This window comes from Mesorhizobium sp. M1078, from assembly GCF_040318615.1.
Classification (GTDB): Bacteria; Pseudomonadota; Alphaproteobacteria; order Rhizobiales; family Rhizobiaceae; genus Mesorhizobium.
The window spans coordinates 26,332-45,522 of sequence record NZ_JAMYMP010000023.1 but is presented as its reverse complement, the minus strand read 5'-3'; the positions used below and the strand labels follow the sequence as shown (position 1 = coordinate 45,522).

The window sequence follows — 19,191 nt, the reverse complement described above, 5'->3', positions numbered from 1 at the left end:
TTATCGCCCAAACTCGGCGGAACGTGTTTAAGAATTGGTGACGGATATTCCCGCAATCAGAGAAGGAACGGAGAAGTAGAATGCGGAGCCAAGGTCATCATTACGTTCGGCCCAAACACGCCCCTGATGATTCTCGATTATGGTTTTGCTAACCGACAAGCCGATGCCCATTCCGTTGCTTTTGGTCGTATAGAACGAGCCGAAGAGCTTCTCGGCTACAGCAGGATCGAAACCGCCGCCCGCGTCCTTGACCGAAACCCTAACATGGCCCGTTCGTTCCAGCTCCGTCGAGACCAACAATTCTCTCGGCCGATCCATTACTTCATCCATCGCTTCGGCGCCATTCAGTATGAAGTTTAGGATTACTTGCTGCAGCTGAACGCGGTCACCCATAACGTGTGGCAGATTTTGGGTAAAATTGACGCGAAGGCTTACATTGCGTTTATGTAATTCGTTCGATGATAGTGCAACTACCTCTTGTGCGGCGGTATTCAGATCTACGACCTCAGAAATCGTGGTTCTTTTGGTGAAGAGGGCCCGTAGCCGAGAGATTACCTCCGATGCGCGCTGAGCATCTCTGATTGTTCTCGTTGCGGTTTCACGAGCTCCGTCGACGTTCGGCGGATCGGCGGTCAGCATGCGCAGGGCCGTACCGGCGTTCGTCATGATGCCGGCCAAAGGCTGATTTAGCTCGTGGGCAATCGATGCTGTAAGCTGACTCATGGTCATCACGCGCGTTAAGTGAGCGAGCGCCGCCTGGGTCTCGCGGAGTTCGTCTTGCGCCTCTTTCCAATCATGCATGTCGACACATACGCCATGCCACTTGAGGATACGCCCTTCTTCATCACGCAGCGGCAGGCCTGTGGTTAGACACCAGCGAAACGAACAGTCGGCAGCGTGGACGAGGCGCGCTTCCACCTGATATGGCGTTCCAGTCTCGATACTCGTGGACCACGCGCGCGCAGTTTGGGCGAGATCATCGGCATGAACGACACTTTTCCAACCGTCGCCCGTGATTTTGCCGGCAGCCAATCCGGTATAGTCGAGCAAACGCGTGTTGCAGTAGTCAATCGCCCCGTCAGGTCTGGCGCTCCATAGCATCTGAGGAATGGTCTCCGTGAGATGACGCAGATTCCATTCGCTGGCGCGCAACCTTTCCTCTGCACGCTTCAATTCCTCGATATCTATCGTAACTCCGAACCACTTGACGGCTCCCGCTCCATCCCGAAGCGGATTTGCCCGAAACAAAAACCAACGGTACTCCCCATCGAAACGACGGAACCGGGCTTGTACTTCACCAGCGCGCCCCGAAACCAACAAGTCCTTCCAAACACCGGCGCTTGCCTCACGATCGTCCGGATGGACCACAGCCGACCAGGGCCAGTCCTGCATCTGATCCCGCCCAACTCCGAGATATTCGAGATAGCCGCTACTGAGAAAATCGGTGCTACCATCGGCACTAGCCGACCAAACGTAGACCGGAATCGTATCGATGATTTGTGCGAGGGTCCGCTCGCTCGCTGCAATAGCTGATTCAGCCTCCTTTCGATCATGGATGTCGATACAACTACCGTACCATCGCAGGATTCGACCGAAGTCGTCATGGAGTGGCAACGCATTGGTCAAGACCCAGCGATAACTGCCGTCGGCAGCATGAAACGTCCGCACTTCGACCTGATAGGGCGCACCATTCTCAATGCAAGCAAGCCACACTTTGCGGGCCCGTTCGACATCGTCGGCGTGTAGCATTTTGGTCCAACCACCGCCGATGATTTCATCGACCGAGAACCCGGTGTAATCCAACAAACGCGCATTGCAGTAGTCAATGGATCCATCCGGCGTAGCGCTCCACAGCATCTGAGGGATGGTTTCGGTTAGCTGACGAAGGTTCCACTCCCCGGCGCGCAACGCTTCCTCGGTCTTTTTGCGATCTTCGATGTCGACGTTGACACCAAACCATTTGACAAGGCCGCCGGCCTCGTCGTGCAGAGGATTTGTGCGAAACAGAAACCAGCGGTACTCCCCGTCGAAGCGCTTGAGCCGAGCCTCCGCTTCGCCCGCCTGACGTGAAGCCAACATTGCATGCCAACTCGCAATCAACCCCTCTAGATCCTCCGGATGAACTGCCTTCACCCAGCCCGCCCCAAGCGCCTCGTCGACCGTAAGCCCAACGTAGTCGAGGTAGTGCTGGTTGAAGAACTCGGCCGAGCCGTCGATCCGGGCCGACCACGCTAGACCGGGAATCGTGTTTAGGAATTGTGCAAGATTACGTTCGTTTGCAGCGAGCGCTTGCTCTGCATGGGCAAAGCGTTTCTGTTCGCTAATTTGTAAAGCCGCCTGCAAGCCGATCGTCGCCTGGGCGGCCGCGACTCTCAGGAGAACTGTCTCGGTGTCGCGCGGGAAATCCTCCCGCCGCGATCCCGTCACCAGCAGCCCGAACTCTCCAAGCACGCCGAGGCGCATAGGCAGGATCGTAAGAACACTGCCGCCAGCCGTAAGTCGTTGCGGCGCCTCGGCGGTCGTCAAGGGCGCGAGCATCGCCCCGAAATTCTCCGATGTGGCCACGCTGCGCGCCCATTGTGACAGCCGCGTTACCTTTAGTGGCGAGTCGTTGCTGGCGCTCTTCAAGTGTAAGTGTGCGAAGTCGAGGTCCAACATGCCGAGGACTAACTCGAGGAATTGACCGGCGATCAGGGATGACTCGCCGCCAACCCAGTCGCTGGACAGCGCCATAACACTGCCCAAGTCCCTGAGACAGCGCTGAAGCCGTTTATTCTCGGCGAGAACATCGGTATACATGATCAGCTTGCGGTTCGGTGCGAGAGCGCTTTGTCGGTACCGCGTTGCAGAAGTCCTTGAAGAAACTCCTGCGTGGTGGCTAAGAACGGATTTTGCTCAACGATATCGAACTGACCGACGCATCGGTCGGCGCCAGCAGCTGTGCGAGGAGTCAACTCGTCAATGCGCTCCGTCGACATGGCGTCGATCCCGTCGGGATCCCATTGGCAACTAAGGTGACCAGGACCACAAAGACCCGCCATCTGAACCACTCGATGGTCGCGGTCAAAGCGATTCTTTATCCATGGCATGAAAACGCGATACCCTTGGTCCCCGCATTGAAGAATACACAAACACTAGCCACTCGATACAGTTGAGCGCCCTAAAAGCACCATAGGCTACGCTGACGTACCCACGCAACTCCACAAGCACTGGACTTTAATGCGCCAATGCTAACGCTGGCCCCTGCTATTCCGAAAATCCATAGCACCTTGGTATTGGTCTGGGGTTTTTTGTCGGTCGACGGGCAAACGCTCGATCAAAAAGGATGCAAAAACGTTCGCGTCCTCTCTCCCACTCTTTAGGAGATGATTTCCTTGAGACGCAGCATTTCCGCTGTTCCCGTTTCAAACGCATCAATCGGAGCCAACGAAATTGCCAAATATGGCAACGTTCGAAAATCCGGCCGAGGAGGCCAAGCACCTTCAGGGATCGATGAGAGATCTTCTCAATCTCACAGCGCTTAGCCTCGCACATTCGCTGGAAGGACCCTTCGGCCAGGCGAGATTTGGCACTGGCGTCGTCCGGGCGCCCGAAGGCTTGTTATACAGTGACCGGCTGTCGGACGTATCGACGTTGGCGACGCAGAGTTCTCGATCGCGACAGTGCACAATGGGGGAGCGAGCATCTCATTTGCCATTCCTTACATCGGGAACAAATCCGCATGAAACCGCTGCATACGCAAAACCCGGCTACCCAGTCACACCTTTAGAGGACAGCGCCGTTGACCAACCATCCGCCGATGACGATTCATCGACGATGACGTCATGAAGCAGAGGCCGCCGCCCCGCCTACAGGACGGCGGGCCGCCGCGCACATCTCCCTTACCTGGGCCCGAGGCAGGTCTGCAGCGGCGCACTGGTCAGGCGCTACGCAACGACCCGAACGCGGCCCGAAGCTCGCTGGCGAAAACCTGCGGCTGTTCCCAGGCCGCGAAATGACCTCCCTTCGGGAGACGGTTGTAGTAGATCAGCTTGGGATACGCCTTCTCGGTCCAGCTCCGCGGCGCCGTGTAGATCTCGTCTGGAAACGCACTCACGGCGGTGGGCAGGGGTACGCCTTTCGGCGCGAAGAAGGCGAGCTTGCTTTCCCAGTAAAGGCGCGCCGATGAGACCGCGGTGTTGGTCAGCCAGTAGAGTGCGATGTTGTCGACGACGTCTTCCTTGGACAGACCCTCGGACTTTCCGTCGAAGACGCGGGCAATCAGGTCATAGCTGCGTGCATCGTGGTCGAGCATCCAGGCTGCCAGCCCGATAGGTGAATCGGCCAGCGCGTACAGCGTCTGTGGCCGGTTCGCCATCTCTTGGGCGTAGGCCAGCCCATGCTTCCAAAAGAAGTCAAGCTGATCCCAGGCATAGCGTTCGTCGGCCGATAACCCCGACGGCGCGAGGCCACCCGCAGCAAGCGCACTCGATACTTCATCGGGCAAGGTGGCCGGCATATTCGTGTGGATGCCGACAAGACCCGGCGGCGTCTGCAAGGCCATCTGCTCGGTGACGGCATTTCCCCAATCGCCGCCCTGCGCCACATATCGCGTGTACCCTAGGCGCGTCATTAGTTGGCCCCAGGCTCGCGCGACCCGGATTGGGTCCCAGCCCGCCGCCGTCGGCTTCCCCGAGAAGCCGTGACCCGGCAGCGAAGGGATGACCACGTCGAAGGCGTCGGCGGCGCTGCCCCCGTGGGCCGTCGGATCGGTCAGGGGGCCGATGATCTTCAGCTGCTCGATGATCGAGCCGGGCCACCCATGGGTAACGATGATCGGCAATGCGTTGGTATGCTTGGAGCGGACGTGGATGAAGTGGATGTCCAGCCCGTCGATTTCGGTAACGAATTGCGGCAGCCCGTTCAGATAGGCCTCGCATTTGCGCCAGTCGTATTCGGTCTCCCAATAATGCGTAAGCGCCTGCATCGTCGCGAGCCGAACGCCTTGGGTGGTGTCGTTCACCGTCTCGCGCTCGGGCCAACGCGTGGCTTTGAGACGCCGCTTGAGGTCGACGAGATCGGCGTCCGCAACATGGATACGGAACGGGCGGATGGCGGCAGATCCGCCACTCGTCGAAATCGTCCCGGCGACACCCGCCGAGGCAATCATTGCAATAGCCCCTGCGGCGGATGCTACGAGAACTTCCCGGCGCGTGGACATTGAAGATAATGGTGACATCTGTACCTCCTCATAATTTGGCGAAAGCTGCTCGCGTCGAGCCAGCATCAACCCATGAGGCCAGTAAGTGCCGGTCGGCTCTATTGGACGTTGGTATCGCCGATACCTTGGTATGCTCCCGCGTCAAGCGCATCTCACCGCACCCCGAGGCTCCGCCACGTGACCTCTGGACTGATGCCTGAGGCGCTTGCGGCACGACAGCGCCAAGGGCGGGCGCATCCACGCCGTCCTCGTCGGTACAAATGTATCGGCGATACCTGGGGTCCAATGGATGCGTGTCTGGCGGCGCGCGAGGCCAAACGTTGTGCGCTCGCATGGCCGAGTGGTCACCTGAATGCTGGTTCTGTCAGCTTCTGTCACGGATTGTAGAGCCGAGCCATTGCGCCATCGAGCTGGCGCGCTGGCATAGGCACGGAATATATGCGGCGGCACGGTTGCCGTACGGGTAGCCCCCGGCCTCCAATGAAAACGTATGGCCTCTATCTGCAACTGGAGCTGTGCTTACGCACTGTCGTCATCGCCCCGGCAACCTGTCATCGGTTTGAGGAAAGGGCTTTTCTGGAATCGTGAGGTCGCTGGCCGTAGTCAGAGCGTTACAGCTGGCGCGAATTCCAACTAGCACGCCGCTGATTTCGGTAGTTTCGGCGGCCCAACCAGTTGCGTTCGCCTTTAGCGGCCCTAGCCGCAGATGGGTTCTAAGCCGATTCTTTTCCGATTGGCAGCATCACGCAAAACACGGCGCCACGAGGTTTGTTAGGCGTTGCCCAGAGACGGCCGCCATGCGCTTCCACGATCGAGCGGCAGATCGGCAATCCCATCCCTAAACCGCTGGACTTGGTCGTGTAGAACGCCTCGAAGATGCTATCGGGATTGGCCTGAGACAGACCCGGACCCGTATCGCTTACCGCGACCAGCACTCCGTCTGGCTCAGCCTTGCTGGTCCTGATCGACAATTCGCGCAGTCCCTGCCCAACCTCGCTCATCGCTTCGATGGCGTTCATGATCAAGTTCAGGATCACTTGCTGCAATTGGACTCTGTCCCCCAAAATGTGCGGCAGGCCCTCTGCCAGTTGCATCTTCTGCAAGACCCCTCTCTCTGACATTGGGATGCGGGCTAGGGCCGCAATTTCCAAAATTGCTTCGTTGACATCCAAGTCTTCCTTTCGTGCCGGCGCATTCCTGGAGAAGTCACGAATCCGGCTCACAATATCAGCGGTTCGCTTTCCGTCCCTGATAATCCGGTCGATCGCGTACTTGGCCCCTTCCAAATTTGGCGGCTGACGGTCGAGCAAGCGCATCGCGGTTCCAGCATTCATAAGCGTAGCAGCAATAGGTTGATTGACTTCGTGGACGATGGACGCGGCGAGTTGGCCCATCGTTGCCACGCGGTTGGCGTGCACCACCTCTGCCTCGGCGCGTTTTCGCTCCGTCAGGTCCAAAACGAAGGCCACGCCCTGATGTCGGAGTTCGTCGAAGGTCGCCCCACCCACAAGCACGGGCACGAGGCTGTTGTCTTTCCGAACAAGGTCCTTTTCGTAAGGTCTGCAGGTGCCAGTAGAAGCCATATCCGCCAAGGCTCGTTCGTCTGCTCCCCTCCATTCGGCCGGAGTCAAGGAGCTCCAGCTCAGGCTGCCCGAAATAACAACTTCGCGGTTATATCCCACGAGCTGAAGAAAGGCCTCGTTGGCCTCCAGGATGGGGCCGTCAAGATCAAAGATGCATATCCCAATTATATTGGAGTCGACAAGGCGTCGAACCTTCGCCTCCCGTTCTTGGAGATCGCTATAGAGGCGTGTGTTCTCGAGCGAGATCGCCGCTTGCGCCGCCAGCATTTCCAACACAGTAATTCGTGCCGGTGTGAACGCGTGTGAAGTCAGCGCATTTTCAAGGAGAAGAATTCCGGTCAACTCTCCTTGTTTGATGAGCGGCACGCAGAGGATAGACTTCGATTGTCGTTTACGCAGATAGTCATCAACGGAGAACAGGTTGGGTTTGGAGGCATCATCGAGAATCACGCTTTCGCGTGTACGGATGACGTATCGGACGAGCGATTCTGGACAGGTGATCGGTGTGATCGGTTCTTGACGCATCATGACGTCGATCTGATCTGCGCTCGCTCGCGCCTCCGCTTGGATCAGATATTCATCCCCTGATGGCAGAATCAACAGGCCGCGATCCGCGCCTGCATTCTCGATTAAGGTCTTCATCAGCCGCTCGATCAAACGGGGCAACTCGATCTCACTGGACAAAGCCTGAGAGGCTATTACGACACTCGCAGCATCCAGATGTTGAACCGGCGAGCCAACGATTGCGGCATCATGTTGTCCTTCTGGGGCGGCCAGGTGTGGATAAAGCCGATCGAGCTGCGCCGTCTTGCCGTGGGCGCCCCAGCGGAGATAACAACGCCGGGCCTTGTGCAGATGGGCATTGGCGGATGTCTCGGAGCCGCGCGCGTTGTAAAACCCGGCCGCCAACTCATAGGCCAGCCCCTCGTTCTGTACGAAACCTTGGTCGCGCGCCGAGGAAATAGCCCGCTCGTAAAGGTGCATGGCCGCGGCGTCCCGTCCTTCAATACGGGCGATCTCCGCAGCCAGCAGTGCATGCCTGTCACCGAACGTTGGTGGGTATATTTCGGCCCACTCTCTCAGTTGCTCCAGATGCACCGCCAGGAGATCATCCCATGTTCGCTTCTCGCCGGCGGAAGCGTTCTCATACAATGATGCCATCGCCAGCGCGCTGTAATAGAAGTAGTCGAGCCGCTGGAAATGAACGGGTGCGGCCCAAAGCAGTTCTTTCGCCCGCTCGGCTGACGCTAGCGCCTCGACGCAGTCGCCCGACAGAAACCGGGATTGTAACTTGAGGACCCAGTATAGGCACGCCGCGGTCGCCGTTGCGTCAGCCGCGATCTGCGTTTCGAAGTCCGCTTCGTCAAACTGCGCATCACTGAAGGTGGAGAAGGTGAAGGTACGGCCCTGCATAGTAGCAATGAAGCGTTGCTGGGCCACGATAACGGTAGCGACGTCGTGGAACCGAGCTTTCCGGACAAAGTCCAGGGCCATTTCCGACTCACGCCACACCGCGTCGAGCGGATCGTTCCGCATCAGAGAATTGGTGACGGACTTGTCCATGCAGTAGCAGGCGACGGTCAGGTCACCGGTGTCGGTCGCTATGCGAAAGGCCGTTCGCAGAAAATCTATCGAGGTTGAGATCGGTTGCGTCCAGACGGCGACTACACCTTTCGCGTGGTAGGCCTTTCCACGGTACGCCGCGAAGTTGTGTCTATCAACGATGTGGCAGGCGAGCTCCGCGAATCGATAACCCTCGCTGTAACGGCGAAATACTGGTCCAAGGATTTGACCGAGATCCGCAAAGCCATGGGCAGATGCGCCGCTTGTGCCGTGCTCCATGGTCACCTTCGCTATCCGGCACGCGAGTAAACACCACAAATGGAAGTCAGTATGGTTAGCTGGGGAGAGGAGCACTGAGAGCACGTCCATCGCGGCCAGCATTTCTGGATCCGTCATCAGTGGCAGATCAAGCAAGCTTTCGATCGGGCGTCCGCCGAGGGTCTGCCAGACCATCTCGTATTCGGCCTGGACCTGCGCCGGGGTTGGGTGCGCCGCGACGTCAATGCCGAACAGCCGCAAACACGAGAGTGCGCTCTCGACTGCTTGGGCGTTTTCCGATTTCAGAGTGTGGAGAAGGACTTTCAGACGGTAGGTGATCGCAAGATCGACTTTCGACGCCGCGCGTTGCGAAAATTCTACTAACAATTGCTCGGCTTCTTCGAAATCGCCGATCAAAAAATTGCACTCCGCACGTTCGAGCCAGAGGCTGAACGTCAGCTCGTACAGGCTGTCCCAGCTTTTTTCGTCAAGCATGGCCAGTCCGGCTGCAAGATACACGCCCGCAGACGCATAGGCAGCCGACGCTTTGGCCTTTCTCCCGGCGCGCAGGTTGAGTGTCGCCAGTTGGGCTTTCTCCCGCGAGTCGGTCAGCACTGCAGCGCCCCGATTGAGCTGAGCAACGACATTGAACAGATGGTCGGCGAGTTGATCACCCGACATGTTCGCCAGCAGCTTGCGGCCGATGAGTAGGTGGGTGTCAACGCGGTGCTCGTCGGGAATGAGCGAATAAACCGCCTGTTGAATTCGATCATGCAGGAACCTGTACGCGCCATCCAGCTGATCGATAAGACCAGTATAGACAGCCTCCCGGAGTGTCGCGTGCATTGCTTCCTCTGGTCCATTCTGTACCAGAGTCAGGGTGGCGGTGTCGGCGACGTGGCCTAAACAAGCGAGTTGTTTCAGCACTTCCAGGGTAGGCGGAGAAAGACGCTTCAGCTTTTCCACCATGAGATCCACCACGTTGTCAGTATAACCCTTTGCGTGGATGCGATCGAGTTCCCAACGCCAAGCTTGCGCGACGGGGTCAAACATCAGCAGACCCTCATCAGCCAACTCGGCCATGAATTGGATTGCAAAGAATGGATTTCCGCCAGTCTTTTCCTGAACGAGCTGCGACAACGGCCGTGCCCGCTCGATGTCACACTGCATCGCACTCGCGATAAGCTGATCGACGTCTTTTAGACCGAGGGGAGCCAAGATTATCTCACCCACCCTCGCATCTGTTTTTTTGATTGCAACCAGTGTTCGCAAAAGAAGGTGTGCGGGACCGACCTCGTCATCCCGATAGGCGCCAACCAGTAGAAGGTGGCGCACTTCCGAATGCGTGATCAAATGCTCGATGAGGTCGAGCGTGGCCGTATCCAGCCATTGCAGATCATCGAGGAACAAGACGAGCGGATGATCCGGCTTGGCGAACACGCAAAGGAAGCGGCGGAACACCACCTTAAATCGATTCTGCGCTTCTTGGGGTGGCAGGTCGGAAACGGCCGGTTGTTTGCCGATGAGGAACTCGACTTCGGGAACGAGGTTGACGATCAGCTGTCCGTACGATCCAACCGCCTCAGCCAAGGCACGCCGCCATTGGTCCACTTCCGATTCGCTTTTGACGAGAATCTGCCGGACCAGATTCTGGAAGGCCTGTGCGAGGGTCGAGTATGGGATGTCGCGCTTGAACTGGTCGAACTTGCCTGCTGCGAAAAGTCCGCGCGACGGGACAAGGACCTTATGCAATTCGCTCACCACGGAGGATTTGCCGACGCCGGAATAGCCCGATATCAGGACGAGTTCCGAGACTCCTTCGGCCACGACCCGATCAAAGGACGCGATCAAGGAATTGATTTCACGTTCCCGCCCATAGAGCTGCTCCGGGATCATCAACTGGTCCGACATGTCGTGCGCGGCGAGCGAGAATGGTTCGATGCGACCATGCAGCTGCCATTCCATCAAACAGCGACGCAGGTCAGCCTCGACACCCCCGGCGGTCTGATAGCGTTCCTCTGCGGTCTTCAGGAGAAGCTTCATCACGATTGACGAAAGCACCTGTGGAATTTGGCTTATCCTCTCACTGGGCGAGTCGGCGCGCCTCGCAATGTGGCAATGAACCCACTCCATCGGATCTGAAGCGGTGAACGGGAGCCGGCTGGTCAAGACTTCGTACAGCGTGACACCCAGAGAATAGAGATCACTCCGAGAATCGATAGAACGGTTCATCCGCCCGGTCTGTTCGGGAGCCATATATGGGAGTGATCCAGCGATAAATTCGGGCGCCTCGGGCGCCTGACGCTGGCGGGGGACCCGCGACGCGACCCCAAAACCGGTGAGCCACACGCGACCAAAGTCGTCCACAAGTGCGTTCGCCGGCCTAATGTCCCTATGGATGAGGCCTTGCCGGTGGACTTGACCAAGCGCGGCTGCCAGGCCGATGGCTACATGCAGGCAGCGGACCAGGTCGATCGGGTGTCCCTTGTGCTGCTCAACTGTCTGATCCAGGGGTTTACCACCTGGGTCCTCAAGAATGAGGAGCATTCGGCCTTGAAGACGAATCATTCCGAGGGGCAGAGCCGCCCACGCTGAATCGAGTTCGCTCGCCAACGAGTATTCGTGTTCGAGCCGCCGGAGATTCTGAATCGACGGCTGCTCACCAGCTACCGTTACCGCCAAGATCGGCATGTGGTTGCCATGCTCTCTTCCGCGGTAAAGCGTGAACTCCGCGCCTTCTCGAAGCAACTCTAACGCGTACTTCGAACCCTCAGGCATCACGATTCTTCTTGCTATGGGATGAGCCGTTGTCCACACAGTGAACTCGGCCGCGCAAATTCGCAAATCCCGTGTGGAGCTTCAGCCAATCTGGCGAAGCGATCAACCGTGAAATTCTGCGAAGAGTAGGCGTAATCAGGCTTTAAGTCTTTCAGGACTTAGGTCCATTTGGAGGTTCGGCGGAAAGGCTACCATGATCGCCGCGACCGCAACAGCGAACAAGGTCAATGCCTTGGCGTACGTTCCCGTTGTCGCCCTGTCGAAGTGCCCGCCAGTCACCAGAGCTACGGCGGAAGCCCGCCCTCGCCTGTACCCTAGGAGGGGCTGGCCCAGGGTTTCGCTCAGGACGCAGCCGACGGCCGGCGGCCCGATCCCCCGGCGGGCAAGGGGCGCGCTAAGTTGCCGCGGCCAACCTGCCGCAGAGCCTCGCCCGAGGCATAGCCGACGAGCCCGCCAGAACCGGGATCCCCAGCACGGTCCCGATCACACCATTTCGAAAAGGATCTCGCCATAGCGGGCGGCATGTTCGTCCTGGCCATAGCCGGCGCCGGCGCGATATCTCTCGACAGGGTGCTGAACGGCCTCGTGAAGCGCCGGCAACAGGACAGAGAGACGGTTGCGGCGCTGATAGCGGCCGGTAGGCCTCTCTCGGTCGGCGAAATCAAGCTTCCATTCTAAACCGGCCAACACGCCGGCATCATACAACCCGACCGCCGATCGGCACCCAAGTACACTGCCTTGTGACGTCACCTCAGGGCATACCTTGATGTTATCAGCGATTACCCGTCGGCCAAGGCACCGGTTTTGAAATTCGCTTGATGGCGTCCCTGCCCTTGCCCTTCAACTCCGTCGAGTCCTTGTGTGTCAATTTGTTGCGACGAGAGCTAGTCCCTGTCGTGCTGGTCCGTCTCGTCTCATCTCCTGGCTCTGCAAAAACCGTAGCAGCATGTTCGCAACCTGTTCACCCATGTTGATTTCACGAGTTTCCGAGTGTCGGCATATAAGAGGGAGAGGTCCGATGGATTTCAAGTTGATGGTGAACATTGCCGGCGGCATCCTTCTGGCCATCGCGATCCCCTCGGTGTGTCTCGGCGATGGCTGTTTTGCCGTTCCGGATCGGAACGATTTGAAAGGCGAAAGCTGTGACAATGAAAAGCCCGCCACCGTGCCAGACCAGAAAACTCATATTTTAGCACCTGCGAAACAAAGCTCGTTATTCCGCGTTGAGGCTCGTCGAACAACGGAGCTTCACGAATGGATCCGGCAACTGCAGCTGTGATGATTTTGCTTTCTTGCAGTCCCGCCCAGAGAGTCTGCAAGCCACTCGACACATCACCGTCCATGTTCGGATCGCTTGACAGATGCCAGTTGGCGTTAGCCGTGAGGCTCGAGGGCGCTCCCAACGGGGAGATCGTGGGGCGATGCAGTTCGATCGATCCCTCCGCTACAGGTTCCGTTCCAGCCGGGTATAGCACGATTGTCGTCACGCGGGGCACAGGGGCGGGTGCGGTGAGCAGTCGCTACATCGTGCCACACAAAAACTGAAGCCAGCCACGGTGAGGCAGCGGGCTGCTCATTCTCGACCGGAAAGTTATAGGCCTTGCCCTCCCTCTATGAACCCAGGGCAATCATAATCGGCATCGTCGGCTTCGGGCTCGTCGTCGCCTTCCCTGTCATCGGTGCCGACGACTTCGATGCCACCGGACAGATACGGTTCAAGATCCGTGTCGGGGCTCTACGAAGTCGAGCAGTGAGATCAGGCGTTCAATCTCATCTTCCATCGAGCGACGGACCGCCATGTCCGAAAGGCGAAGGTTCGTGGCTGGATAACGAAGAAGCGCACACGCCTTCCCTTCATTCGCATGGTTCGCAGAGATTAGCATGATCACATACTCTCATCTGATCCGGCGTCGTCTCCCTCAAAGCAGCGCCGGTAAGGCTCGGCGCCCTTCTTGGTCTGTCCCCGTGTGTCAGAAGGAGGTCGCCGGGCCTACCCGGCCCGTTGCTCATCGTTTGCGGGGTGCTCCTGATGGCTGCGCTTGGCCCCGCGGCCTAACGGCCAGAATCAAGCTTCCGAAAACCTTTCGCTGCATAAGAGCATCGTCAGACCGCTCCTGGCGCACCACAGCGACACCCCAAGAGCACAGCGACACCCCAAGAGCTGTACGTCAGGCCCACCGGCCCTGCTGATGAGTGCCCTTGGACAGATGGATTGCGTTTGTCACCAAAAGGAATCGTACCGGCCCGTTCTCAGCACGTTAGCCGGAACGGGCCATGGGGAGAACAGCCAACTCGCTAAAATCGCAAGACGACCGAAGGACCACGTCGGCGATAGCACCGGACCCGACGGCGCCCGTGTCGCCAGTAACTACGGCAGACTCTTCTCCAGCCCCGCCGGCGGCGGCGGCGCCGGTGGTAGTAATCTGGGTCGTAGTCTGGGTCGTAATCTTGGTCGTAGTAGCGCCGATGGTTGACCGGCTCCACTTCCGCGTGAGTACCTTCGTTGTCGAAGGCGTCTGGCGCGTCGAGTTCTTCGAGAATACCGCTTTTGGCCGCTGGAACACCGGCCAATGCGTTGATAGGCCGGACCGCGCTTGCAAAGGCTGCTGCCCCGGCAACGCCACATATCGCTGTCAAAAAGGATCGCCGATCCATAGTAAACCTCCCAAGTTACATGAGATGAACGAAGCGCCCCGCCTGCTGAAGGAGCAGGCCTAGCGCACTTAAAATAGAGGATTCGCCAGCCGCTCAAGCAACTCGCGAATCCTATCAGCGCAGGAAGGGACCTGGCTGCGCCGATCCAAGACATGTCAGCTAAGGACGACCGCCATTACCAGAAAGGTAACGGCTGTTGCAAAAATCGGTGCGAGCAACCAAAGCGCCTGGCCAACACTTTGATCCATTTGTTCTCTCCCGTTGTGGAGAACCAACAACCTGAAGCCCTAATCCGTTCCGCCTAGTCCAAAGGTAAGACCATTGCGTTGTACGGTCGGACTTTAGACCATTCGGATTAGACAAAGGTGCGTAGGCGGGAACGTTTACCCCGGTTCAAAGTTGGTTGCCGGGCAGTGCGGACGATGATCGTCGTGTGCCGGTCCTTGCAGGAGAGAAGATATGAAGATGCACTTTGTGAACACCGCCGCAGCCATGTTGCTCTTGGCGGGGATCGGCTCCGCCGCCGCTGACGACATTATCATCCAGCCGGAACAGGACACGGTCATCCGTGAGTATGTCAAGAAGCAGCCCTTGGCTTCGGTGAACCTTCCCGGCGTGGAATTGAACGTCGGGACAGCTCTGCCGGAAACTGTGGAGATCCACGAGGTCCCGAACGTCAAATACCGTTACGTGGTGGTCGACAACCGCACGGTCCTGGTCGATCCGGGCACCCGCAAGATCGTGAAAGTTTACGACTGAGATTTCGAACGAACCCACGCTCGCCACCCTTGGGTGGCGAATGTGTGCATTCAAACGCTACTCAGCCGGACAAATTCAAATTGCCACTCAGCTGGACAATGAACATGACGAACCCTGAACTCGAGAGGACGCAAGCCCTGGTTGCCCGCTTGGCTGATCTCCAAGCAAGAATGCAGGCAGCACGTCTTGTTGGAGCCGAGGTAACAACCGTCCGAAAGGTTGCAGCTACAATCAATGACGGCTTGCGACAGGCCGGCCTCACACCGTTAGAAATCGCAGAGGGTCAAGAGGAACAGTTTAGCGATACTAAATGTTCGACTTGCTATGGAACGCCGAACTCTCCTCTCAGCAGATCAAGTCAGAGCGGCACGAGCCCTACTGAACTGGCCGCGTGTGCGACTTGCCGCCAAGGCCAATCTTAGCGAGATGGTGATCAGCGATCTTGAGAACGGATACAGGAAACCGCGTCCCCACAACATGGCCGCCATCCGCAAAGCGTTTGAGGATGCCGGAATCGTTTTCACCGTCCAAGGCACTCCATCGTTAACCCGCTCAGAAGGTGATAGCGGCCTAGCCGCCGATAATAGACGGTGGCGCGGCCGGGAGAAAAAAGGATAAAGGGGAAAAGCCCGTGTACCCTCTGCACCCGATCTCTAAAGCGGCCTCTAACAAGGGCGGTTGTTCACTGACTTTGTGCTGGCGCTCACCTTTCTGAGGTGCCGCTCGAATATGGCCAGCTTCTCTTCGTAGCCGAGCCGCACTCTGGACCTGCAACTATCGCATTTGAAACCGGCAATCGTTTTCAGCCAGGATCCCCTTCTCACCATTGGCTCGAACAGGAGGGGCATTGGAATTCTATAGGTACGTCGCGCAGTTCATTTGATAGAGGCACTGTGCATGTTCGCCTCAGCGGCACGGCCACTGCAACAAAGTAGAAGGAGAAATGTTTCCGGCTACGGCCATTTGCGCGGAGCAATCAGACGTAAGTCCTGGCCGGGAACCGCCGTTGAGGAAGGCAACCTTACGGTCCAAATAGCGACACTGAGAAAGGCACTCGGTCCGGCTGACAACGGCGGCGAGTGGATCGCCACGGTGCCTCGCGTCGGCTACCGCTTCACCGGGACTGTCGAGCCGGTGGCGAGCGCATCCCGCAGACCGATACCAGGGTCCGGCAAGCCGTCGATTGCGGTCCTGCCTTTTGCCAATTTGAGCGGCGATCAGGACCAGCAGTATCTCAGCGATGGCATAACCGAGGACATAATTACGGAGCTGGCCAGGATCCGCTCCCTCCTTGTCATCGCGCGGAATTCATCTTTTCAGTTTCGCTATCCGGCATTGGACATTGCCGAAGTCCATCGCAAACTCGGAGTTCGCTACCTCGTCGAAGGCAGCATACGAAAGCTCGGTGATCGCATTCGGATCACCACACAGTTGATTGACGCTTCCACCGGTACCCACCTGTGGGCCCAACGCTACGACAGGGCCCTCGACGACATCTTCGCATTGCAAGACGAGGTTGCGGTTCTCATCGCCTCGATGGTCGAAGGCCAGGCGGAGGCCGATTCGACGAGCAGGACCAGACGCAAGCCTCCGGCCGATTGGGATGCATACGACTGCTACCTGCAGGGGCGCGCACAGTTCTACCGGTATGAACTGGACATGGCCGAGCCCCTATTCGTCCGGTGTGTCGAGCTCGATGCGACGTTCGCTCGAGGCCACGCCTTCCTCGCGCAGGCGCTCGTCGGCAGATTTTGGTACGACAACGATCCGCGGACGCTACAGAACGCCTGGGACTCGGCACGAACGGCGCTCGCTCTCGACAGGAGCGATGGCGTCTGTCACCAGAGCATGGGCCTGGTGCTTACGCACATGCGCCAGCACAGCGACGCGGGAGTGCATTTCGAGCAAGCGCGCTCATTAAACCCGTTGGACGTGAACATAGCGGGGGACTACGCAAGCTGGCTCAACTACGGCGGCCGGGCCGAGAGCGCGCTGAACGTGCTTGAATCTGCGCTGCTGCGCGACCCGTTACCTCCAATATGGTTCTGGGAGGTGAAGGGCAGCTCCCTCTTCCTGCTAAGAAGGTACTCGGAGGCCGTCGGTTCGTATCAGAAGGCCGGCGACCAATTCTTCATTCATGTCTTTCTCGCAGCGGCGTACGCTCATTTGGGGGAGACGCAGAAGGCGCGTGCTGAAGTTCAGGAAGCACAGATGAGGAACACGACCTGACTATCCGGCTAATTTCACGTCTCCCGTTCGCCCACCAAGTCGACCTCGAGCTTTTCACGTCAGGCTTCAGAAAGGCCGGTTTTCCCGCGTGAACGCACCTTCGGCGCGCGCCGGTCAGGCCCGACAGCCGAATGCACCCCAACAGGTCATCGAACCCCCTTAACCGAGATCGAAGTCGAGGGGGGCGTCGGCACGCATCGGCTTCGGGGCTAGCATTCCGCGCGTCTCGTCTTCTGGACTCTTCGTTGAAACAGTCGCATCCTCTCTGCGGGGATGAGGGCGTGGACAAATACCGATACGACAATCGATCTGATCGCTGGCGAAAGCGAACCGGTGCCAAGCATAGCCGTGCGCACCGATGGGCGAATGTGCCGCGGCGCCTGATTTTGGTGACTGCGGTAGCGGCTGGCGCTCTGGTCGCGCAAACCGCCATCCAGCACAGCGAAAGTTTGCCAGAGATCAATGCCTCGAATTGGTTCGGCTCGAAGCCGGCGCCGATCGCCGGTGTCGCGTCTGTGATCGACGGCGACACGATCGAGATCCACGGACAGCGCATCCGCTTCAACGGCATCGATGCGCCCGAGAGTAAGCAATATTGCGAAGACGCTAAGGGCTTCGAATACGCCTGCGGGCGCCATGCTGCCCAAGCCTTGGACGAGTTCCTGGCTGCATCGCGTCCGTTGCATTGCAGCTTTGTTAACCGAGACCGGTACGGCCGGCTTGTTGGGGATTGCGATCGCGCCGACGGTCGCAACGTCCAGAGCTGGCTTGTCGAGCGGGGCTTGGCACTAGATTGGCCGCGCTACAGCCACGGAGCCTACGCAAGACAGCAGGCGAAGGCCCAGGCGGCGAAGGTCGGTCTGTGGGCTGGAGCGTTTCAGGCGCCATGGGATTGGCGCGCAGAGCATGCGAACGGCACCACCAGGCCGTCAGCAAAACAACCACTCGGTATCATGCGTAATGGGCAGGTGGCGCAGAGCTATTCTTGTCAGCCACAGCGAACCTGTCCCCAGATCAGCTCATGCAACGAGGCGAACTGGTATTTGGCCAACTGCTCTTGGGGCGGCAAGCTCGACCGCGACAAGGACGGCATTCCTTGCGAGAGCCTTTGCTAAGTCCGCAGTGAGAGGGACATGGCATGATCGTCGTCGACTTTGCCCTTTTTGCCTCCACGGCGCACACCAAGGGGAACTCTGTGGTCGCCCAGAGCCTTCCGCAAGGCTACTGGCGAAGGCAATCAATCGGTCACCGCCGCCAAGATACGCGGCGTCTGGCGCCGCAGCGACGAGTATAGGAGAATTCCGACCTTGGCCCGCTCAGCGTGCCTGAACTCCTGCGCAACTGAGGCAGAGCGATGTGCGGACGTTACACCAAATATCTGTCGTGGTCGGAAATCCACCGGCTCTACCGCCTGACTGCGCCGGCGGAGACGGGCCGCAACGACGAGCCCCGGTACAACATCGCGCCGACTCAGGATGTCCCATTCGTCACTGCCGGTGAGGATGGCAACCACAGGCTCCGTGAAGGGCGCTGGTGGCTGGTCCCTTTCTGGGCAAAGGAAATGCCCAAGGCGGCTATGTTCAATGCGAGGATTGAGGGCATCGATACAGCGCCCGCCTTCCGCGACGCCTACAAGTCCAAGCGCTGCCTGATCCCTGCCGATGGCTTCTACGAGTGGACGATATCGCCAGCCGACGGCAAGAAAGACCCTTGGCACATCTACCAGCCAGGCCACGCGCCTTTCTCGTTCGCCGGGCTTTGGGCTTACAATTCCAATCTCAACATAACCAGCTGCACCATCATCACCGAGCCTGCCGCAGAACCGATGAAGCAGTTGCATGATCGGCAGCCTCTCATTCTCGACCCGGCCTACTATGACGCCTGGCTGGACCCGGCGACGCCCAAGGACAGCCTCAAGGACATTCTCAGCCACGACATCGACGGTCAGCTGCAGTTCAATCGCGTTGGGCGTGAGGTGAACACCAGCGCCGTCAACAAGTTGCCCAACGACCATCCCGGCCTCGTTGGGCCGATCAACCCGCTATGAGCAACGAACCGGGTCGGCTTGCCGAAGACATGACAGCGATTCCGCGCGGCCGAGAGCCGATCGAAAATCGCTTTGCGAGCATTCTGGCTGCGGCAAGCTCGGCGGGTTTGGCTTTTCGA

General features: G+C 58.5%; 9 protein-coding genes and 1 pseudogene. 7 read left to right on the top strand and 3 right to left on the bottom strand.

The window, feature by feature from the left end; translation table 11 throughout:
* Positions 1–27 precede the first annotated feature (27 nt).
* From NKH38_RS24160 to NKH38_RS24150, 3 genes are all read right to left on the bottom strand, one after another.
* Positions 28–2,799, bottom strand: coding sequence for a PAS domain-containing protein (locus NKH38_RS24160; protein WP_352764790.1), 2,772 nt, complete (start codon positions 2,797–2,799; stop codon positions 28–30).
* A 1,120-nt stretch (positions 2,800–3,919) separates the two neighbouring features.
* On the bottom strand, positions 3,920–5,218 hold the full coding sequence (locus NKH38_RS24155) for an epoxide hydrolase family protein (protein ID WP_023669221.1): 1,299 nt from the start codon (positions 5,216–5,218) through the stop codon (positions 3,920–3,922).
* A gap of 695 nt (positions 5,219–5,913) precedes the next feature.
* A complete protein-coding gene (locus NKH38_RS24150) occupies positions 5,914–11,382 on the bottom strand; it encodes a trifunctional serine/threonine-protein kinase/ATP-binding protein/sensor histidine kinase (protein ID WP_032995840.1) in 5,469 nt (1,822 codons plus the stop codon).
* 489 nt (positions 11,383–11,871) lie between these two features.
* Here NKH38_RS24150 and NKH38_RS24145 point away from each other — a divergent pair.
* The 7 genes and pseudogenes from NKH38_RS24145 to NKH38_RS24115 all read left to right on the top strand — a co-directional run.
* A pseudogene (locus NKH38_RS24145) lies at positions 11,872–12,060 on the top strand (DoxX family protein); the annotation flags it as partial.
* A gap of 340 nt (positions 12,061–12,400) precedes the next feature.
* Positions 12,401–12,661, top strand: a complete 261-nt coding sequence (locus NKH38_RS24140; RefSeq protein WP_023698557.1) for a hypothetical protein — start codon at positions 12,401–12,403, stop codon at positions 12,659–12,661.
* 1,835 nt (positions 12,662–14,496) lie between these two features.
* Positions 14,497–14,796, top strand: coding sequence for a DUF1236 domain-containing protein (locus NKH38_RS24135; RefSeq protein ID WP_023669226.1), 300 nt, complete (start codon positions 14,497–14,499; stop codon positions 14,794–14,796).
* Between the two features lie 324 nt (positions 14,797–15,120).
* Positions 15,121–15,414 carry a helix-turn-helix domain-containing protein gene (locus NKH38_RS24130; RefSeq protein ID WP_084630682.1) on the top strand — a complete coding sequence of 98 codons (294 nt, stop codon included), beginning with the start codon at positions 15,121–15,123 and terminating at the stop codon, positions 15,412–15,414.
* A 279-nt stretch (positions 15,415–15,693) separates the two neighbouring features.
* The gene (locus NKH38_RS24125) at positions 15,694–17,025 is read left to right on the top strand and encodes an adenylate cyclase (protein WP_352764787.1); all 1,332 of its coding nucleotides are present in this window, start codon (positions 15,694–15,696) and stop codon (positions 17,023–17,025) included.
* A 281-nt stretch (positions 17,026–17,306) separates the two neighbouring features.
* Entirely contained in the window at positions 17,307–18,140 is an 834-nt protein-coding gene (locus NKH38_RS24120) for a thermonuclease family protein (RefSeq protein ID WP_280940452.1), read from the top strand.
* 239 nt (positions 18,141–18,379) lie between these two features.
* Complete coding sequence (locus NKH38_RS24115; protein WP_023698562.1) at positions 18,380–19,072, top strand: SOS response-associated peptidase; 693 nt, start codon at positions 18,380–18,382, stop codon at positions 19,070–19,072.
* Positions 19,073–19,191 lie beyond the last annotated feature (119 nt).

Coding starts and splice junctions, on each gene's coding strand:
- NKH38_RS24155 (WP_023669221.1), bottom strand. CDS start 5,218: ATGTCACCATTATCTTCAATGTCCACGCGCCGGGAAGTTCTCGTAGCA.
- NKH38_RS24135 (WP_023669226.1), top strand. CDS start 14,497: ATGAAGATGCACTTTGTGAACACCGCCGCAGCCATGTTGCTCTTGGCG.
- NKH38_RS24125 (WP_352764787.1), top strand. CDS start 15,694: ATGTTCGCCTCAGCGGCACGGCCACTGCAACAAAGTAGAAGGAGAAAT.
- NKH38_RS24160 (WP_352764790.1), bottom strand. CDS start 2,799: ATGTATACCGATGTTCTCGCCGAGAATAAACGGCTTCAGCGCTGTCTC.
- NKH38_RS24150 (WP_032995840.1), bottom strand. CDS start 11,382: ATGCCTGAGGGTTCGAAGTACGCGTTAGAGTTGCTTCGAGAAGGCGCG.
- NKH38_RS24130 (WP_084630682.1), top strand. CDS start 15,121: ATGGAACGCCGAACTCTCCTCTCAGCAGATCAAGTCAGAGCGGCACGA.
- NKH38_RS24115 (WP_023698562.1), top strand. CDS start 18,380: ATGTGCGGACGTTACACCAAATATCTGTCGTGGTCGGAAATCCACCGG.
- NKH38_RS24140 (WP_023698557.1), top strand. CDS start 12,401: ATGGATTTCAAGTTGATGGTGAACATTGCCGGCGGCATCCTTCTGGCC.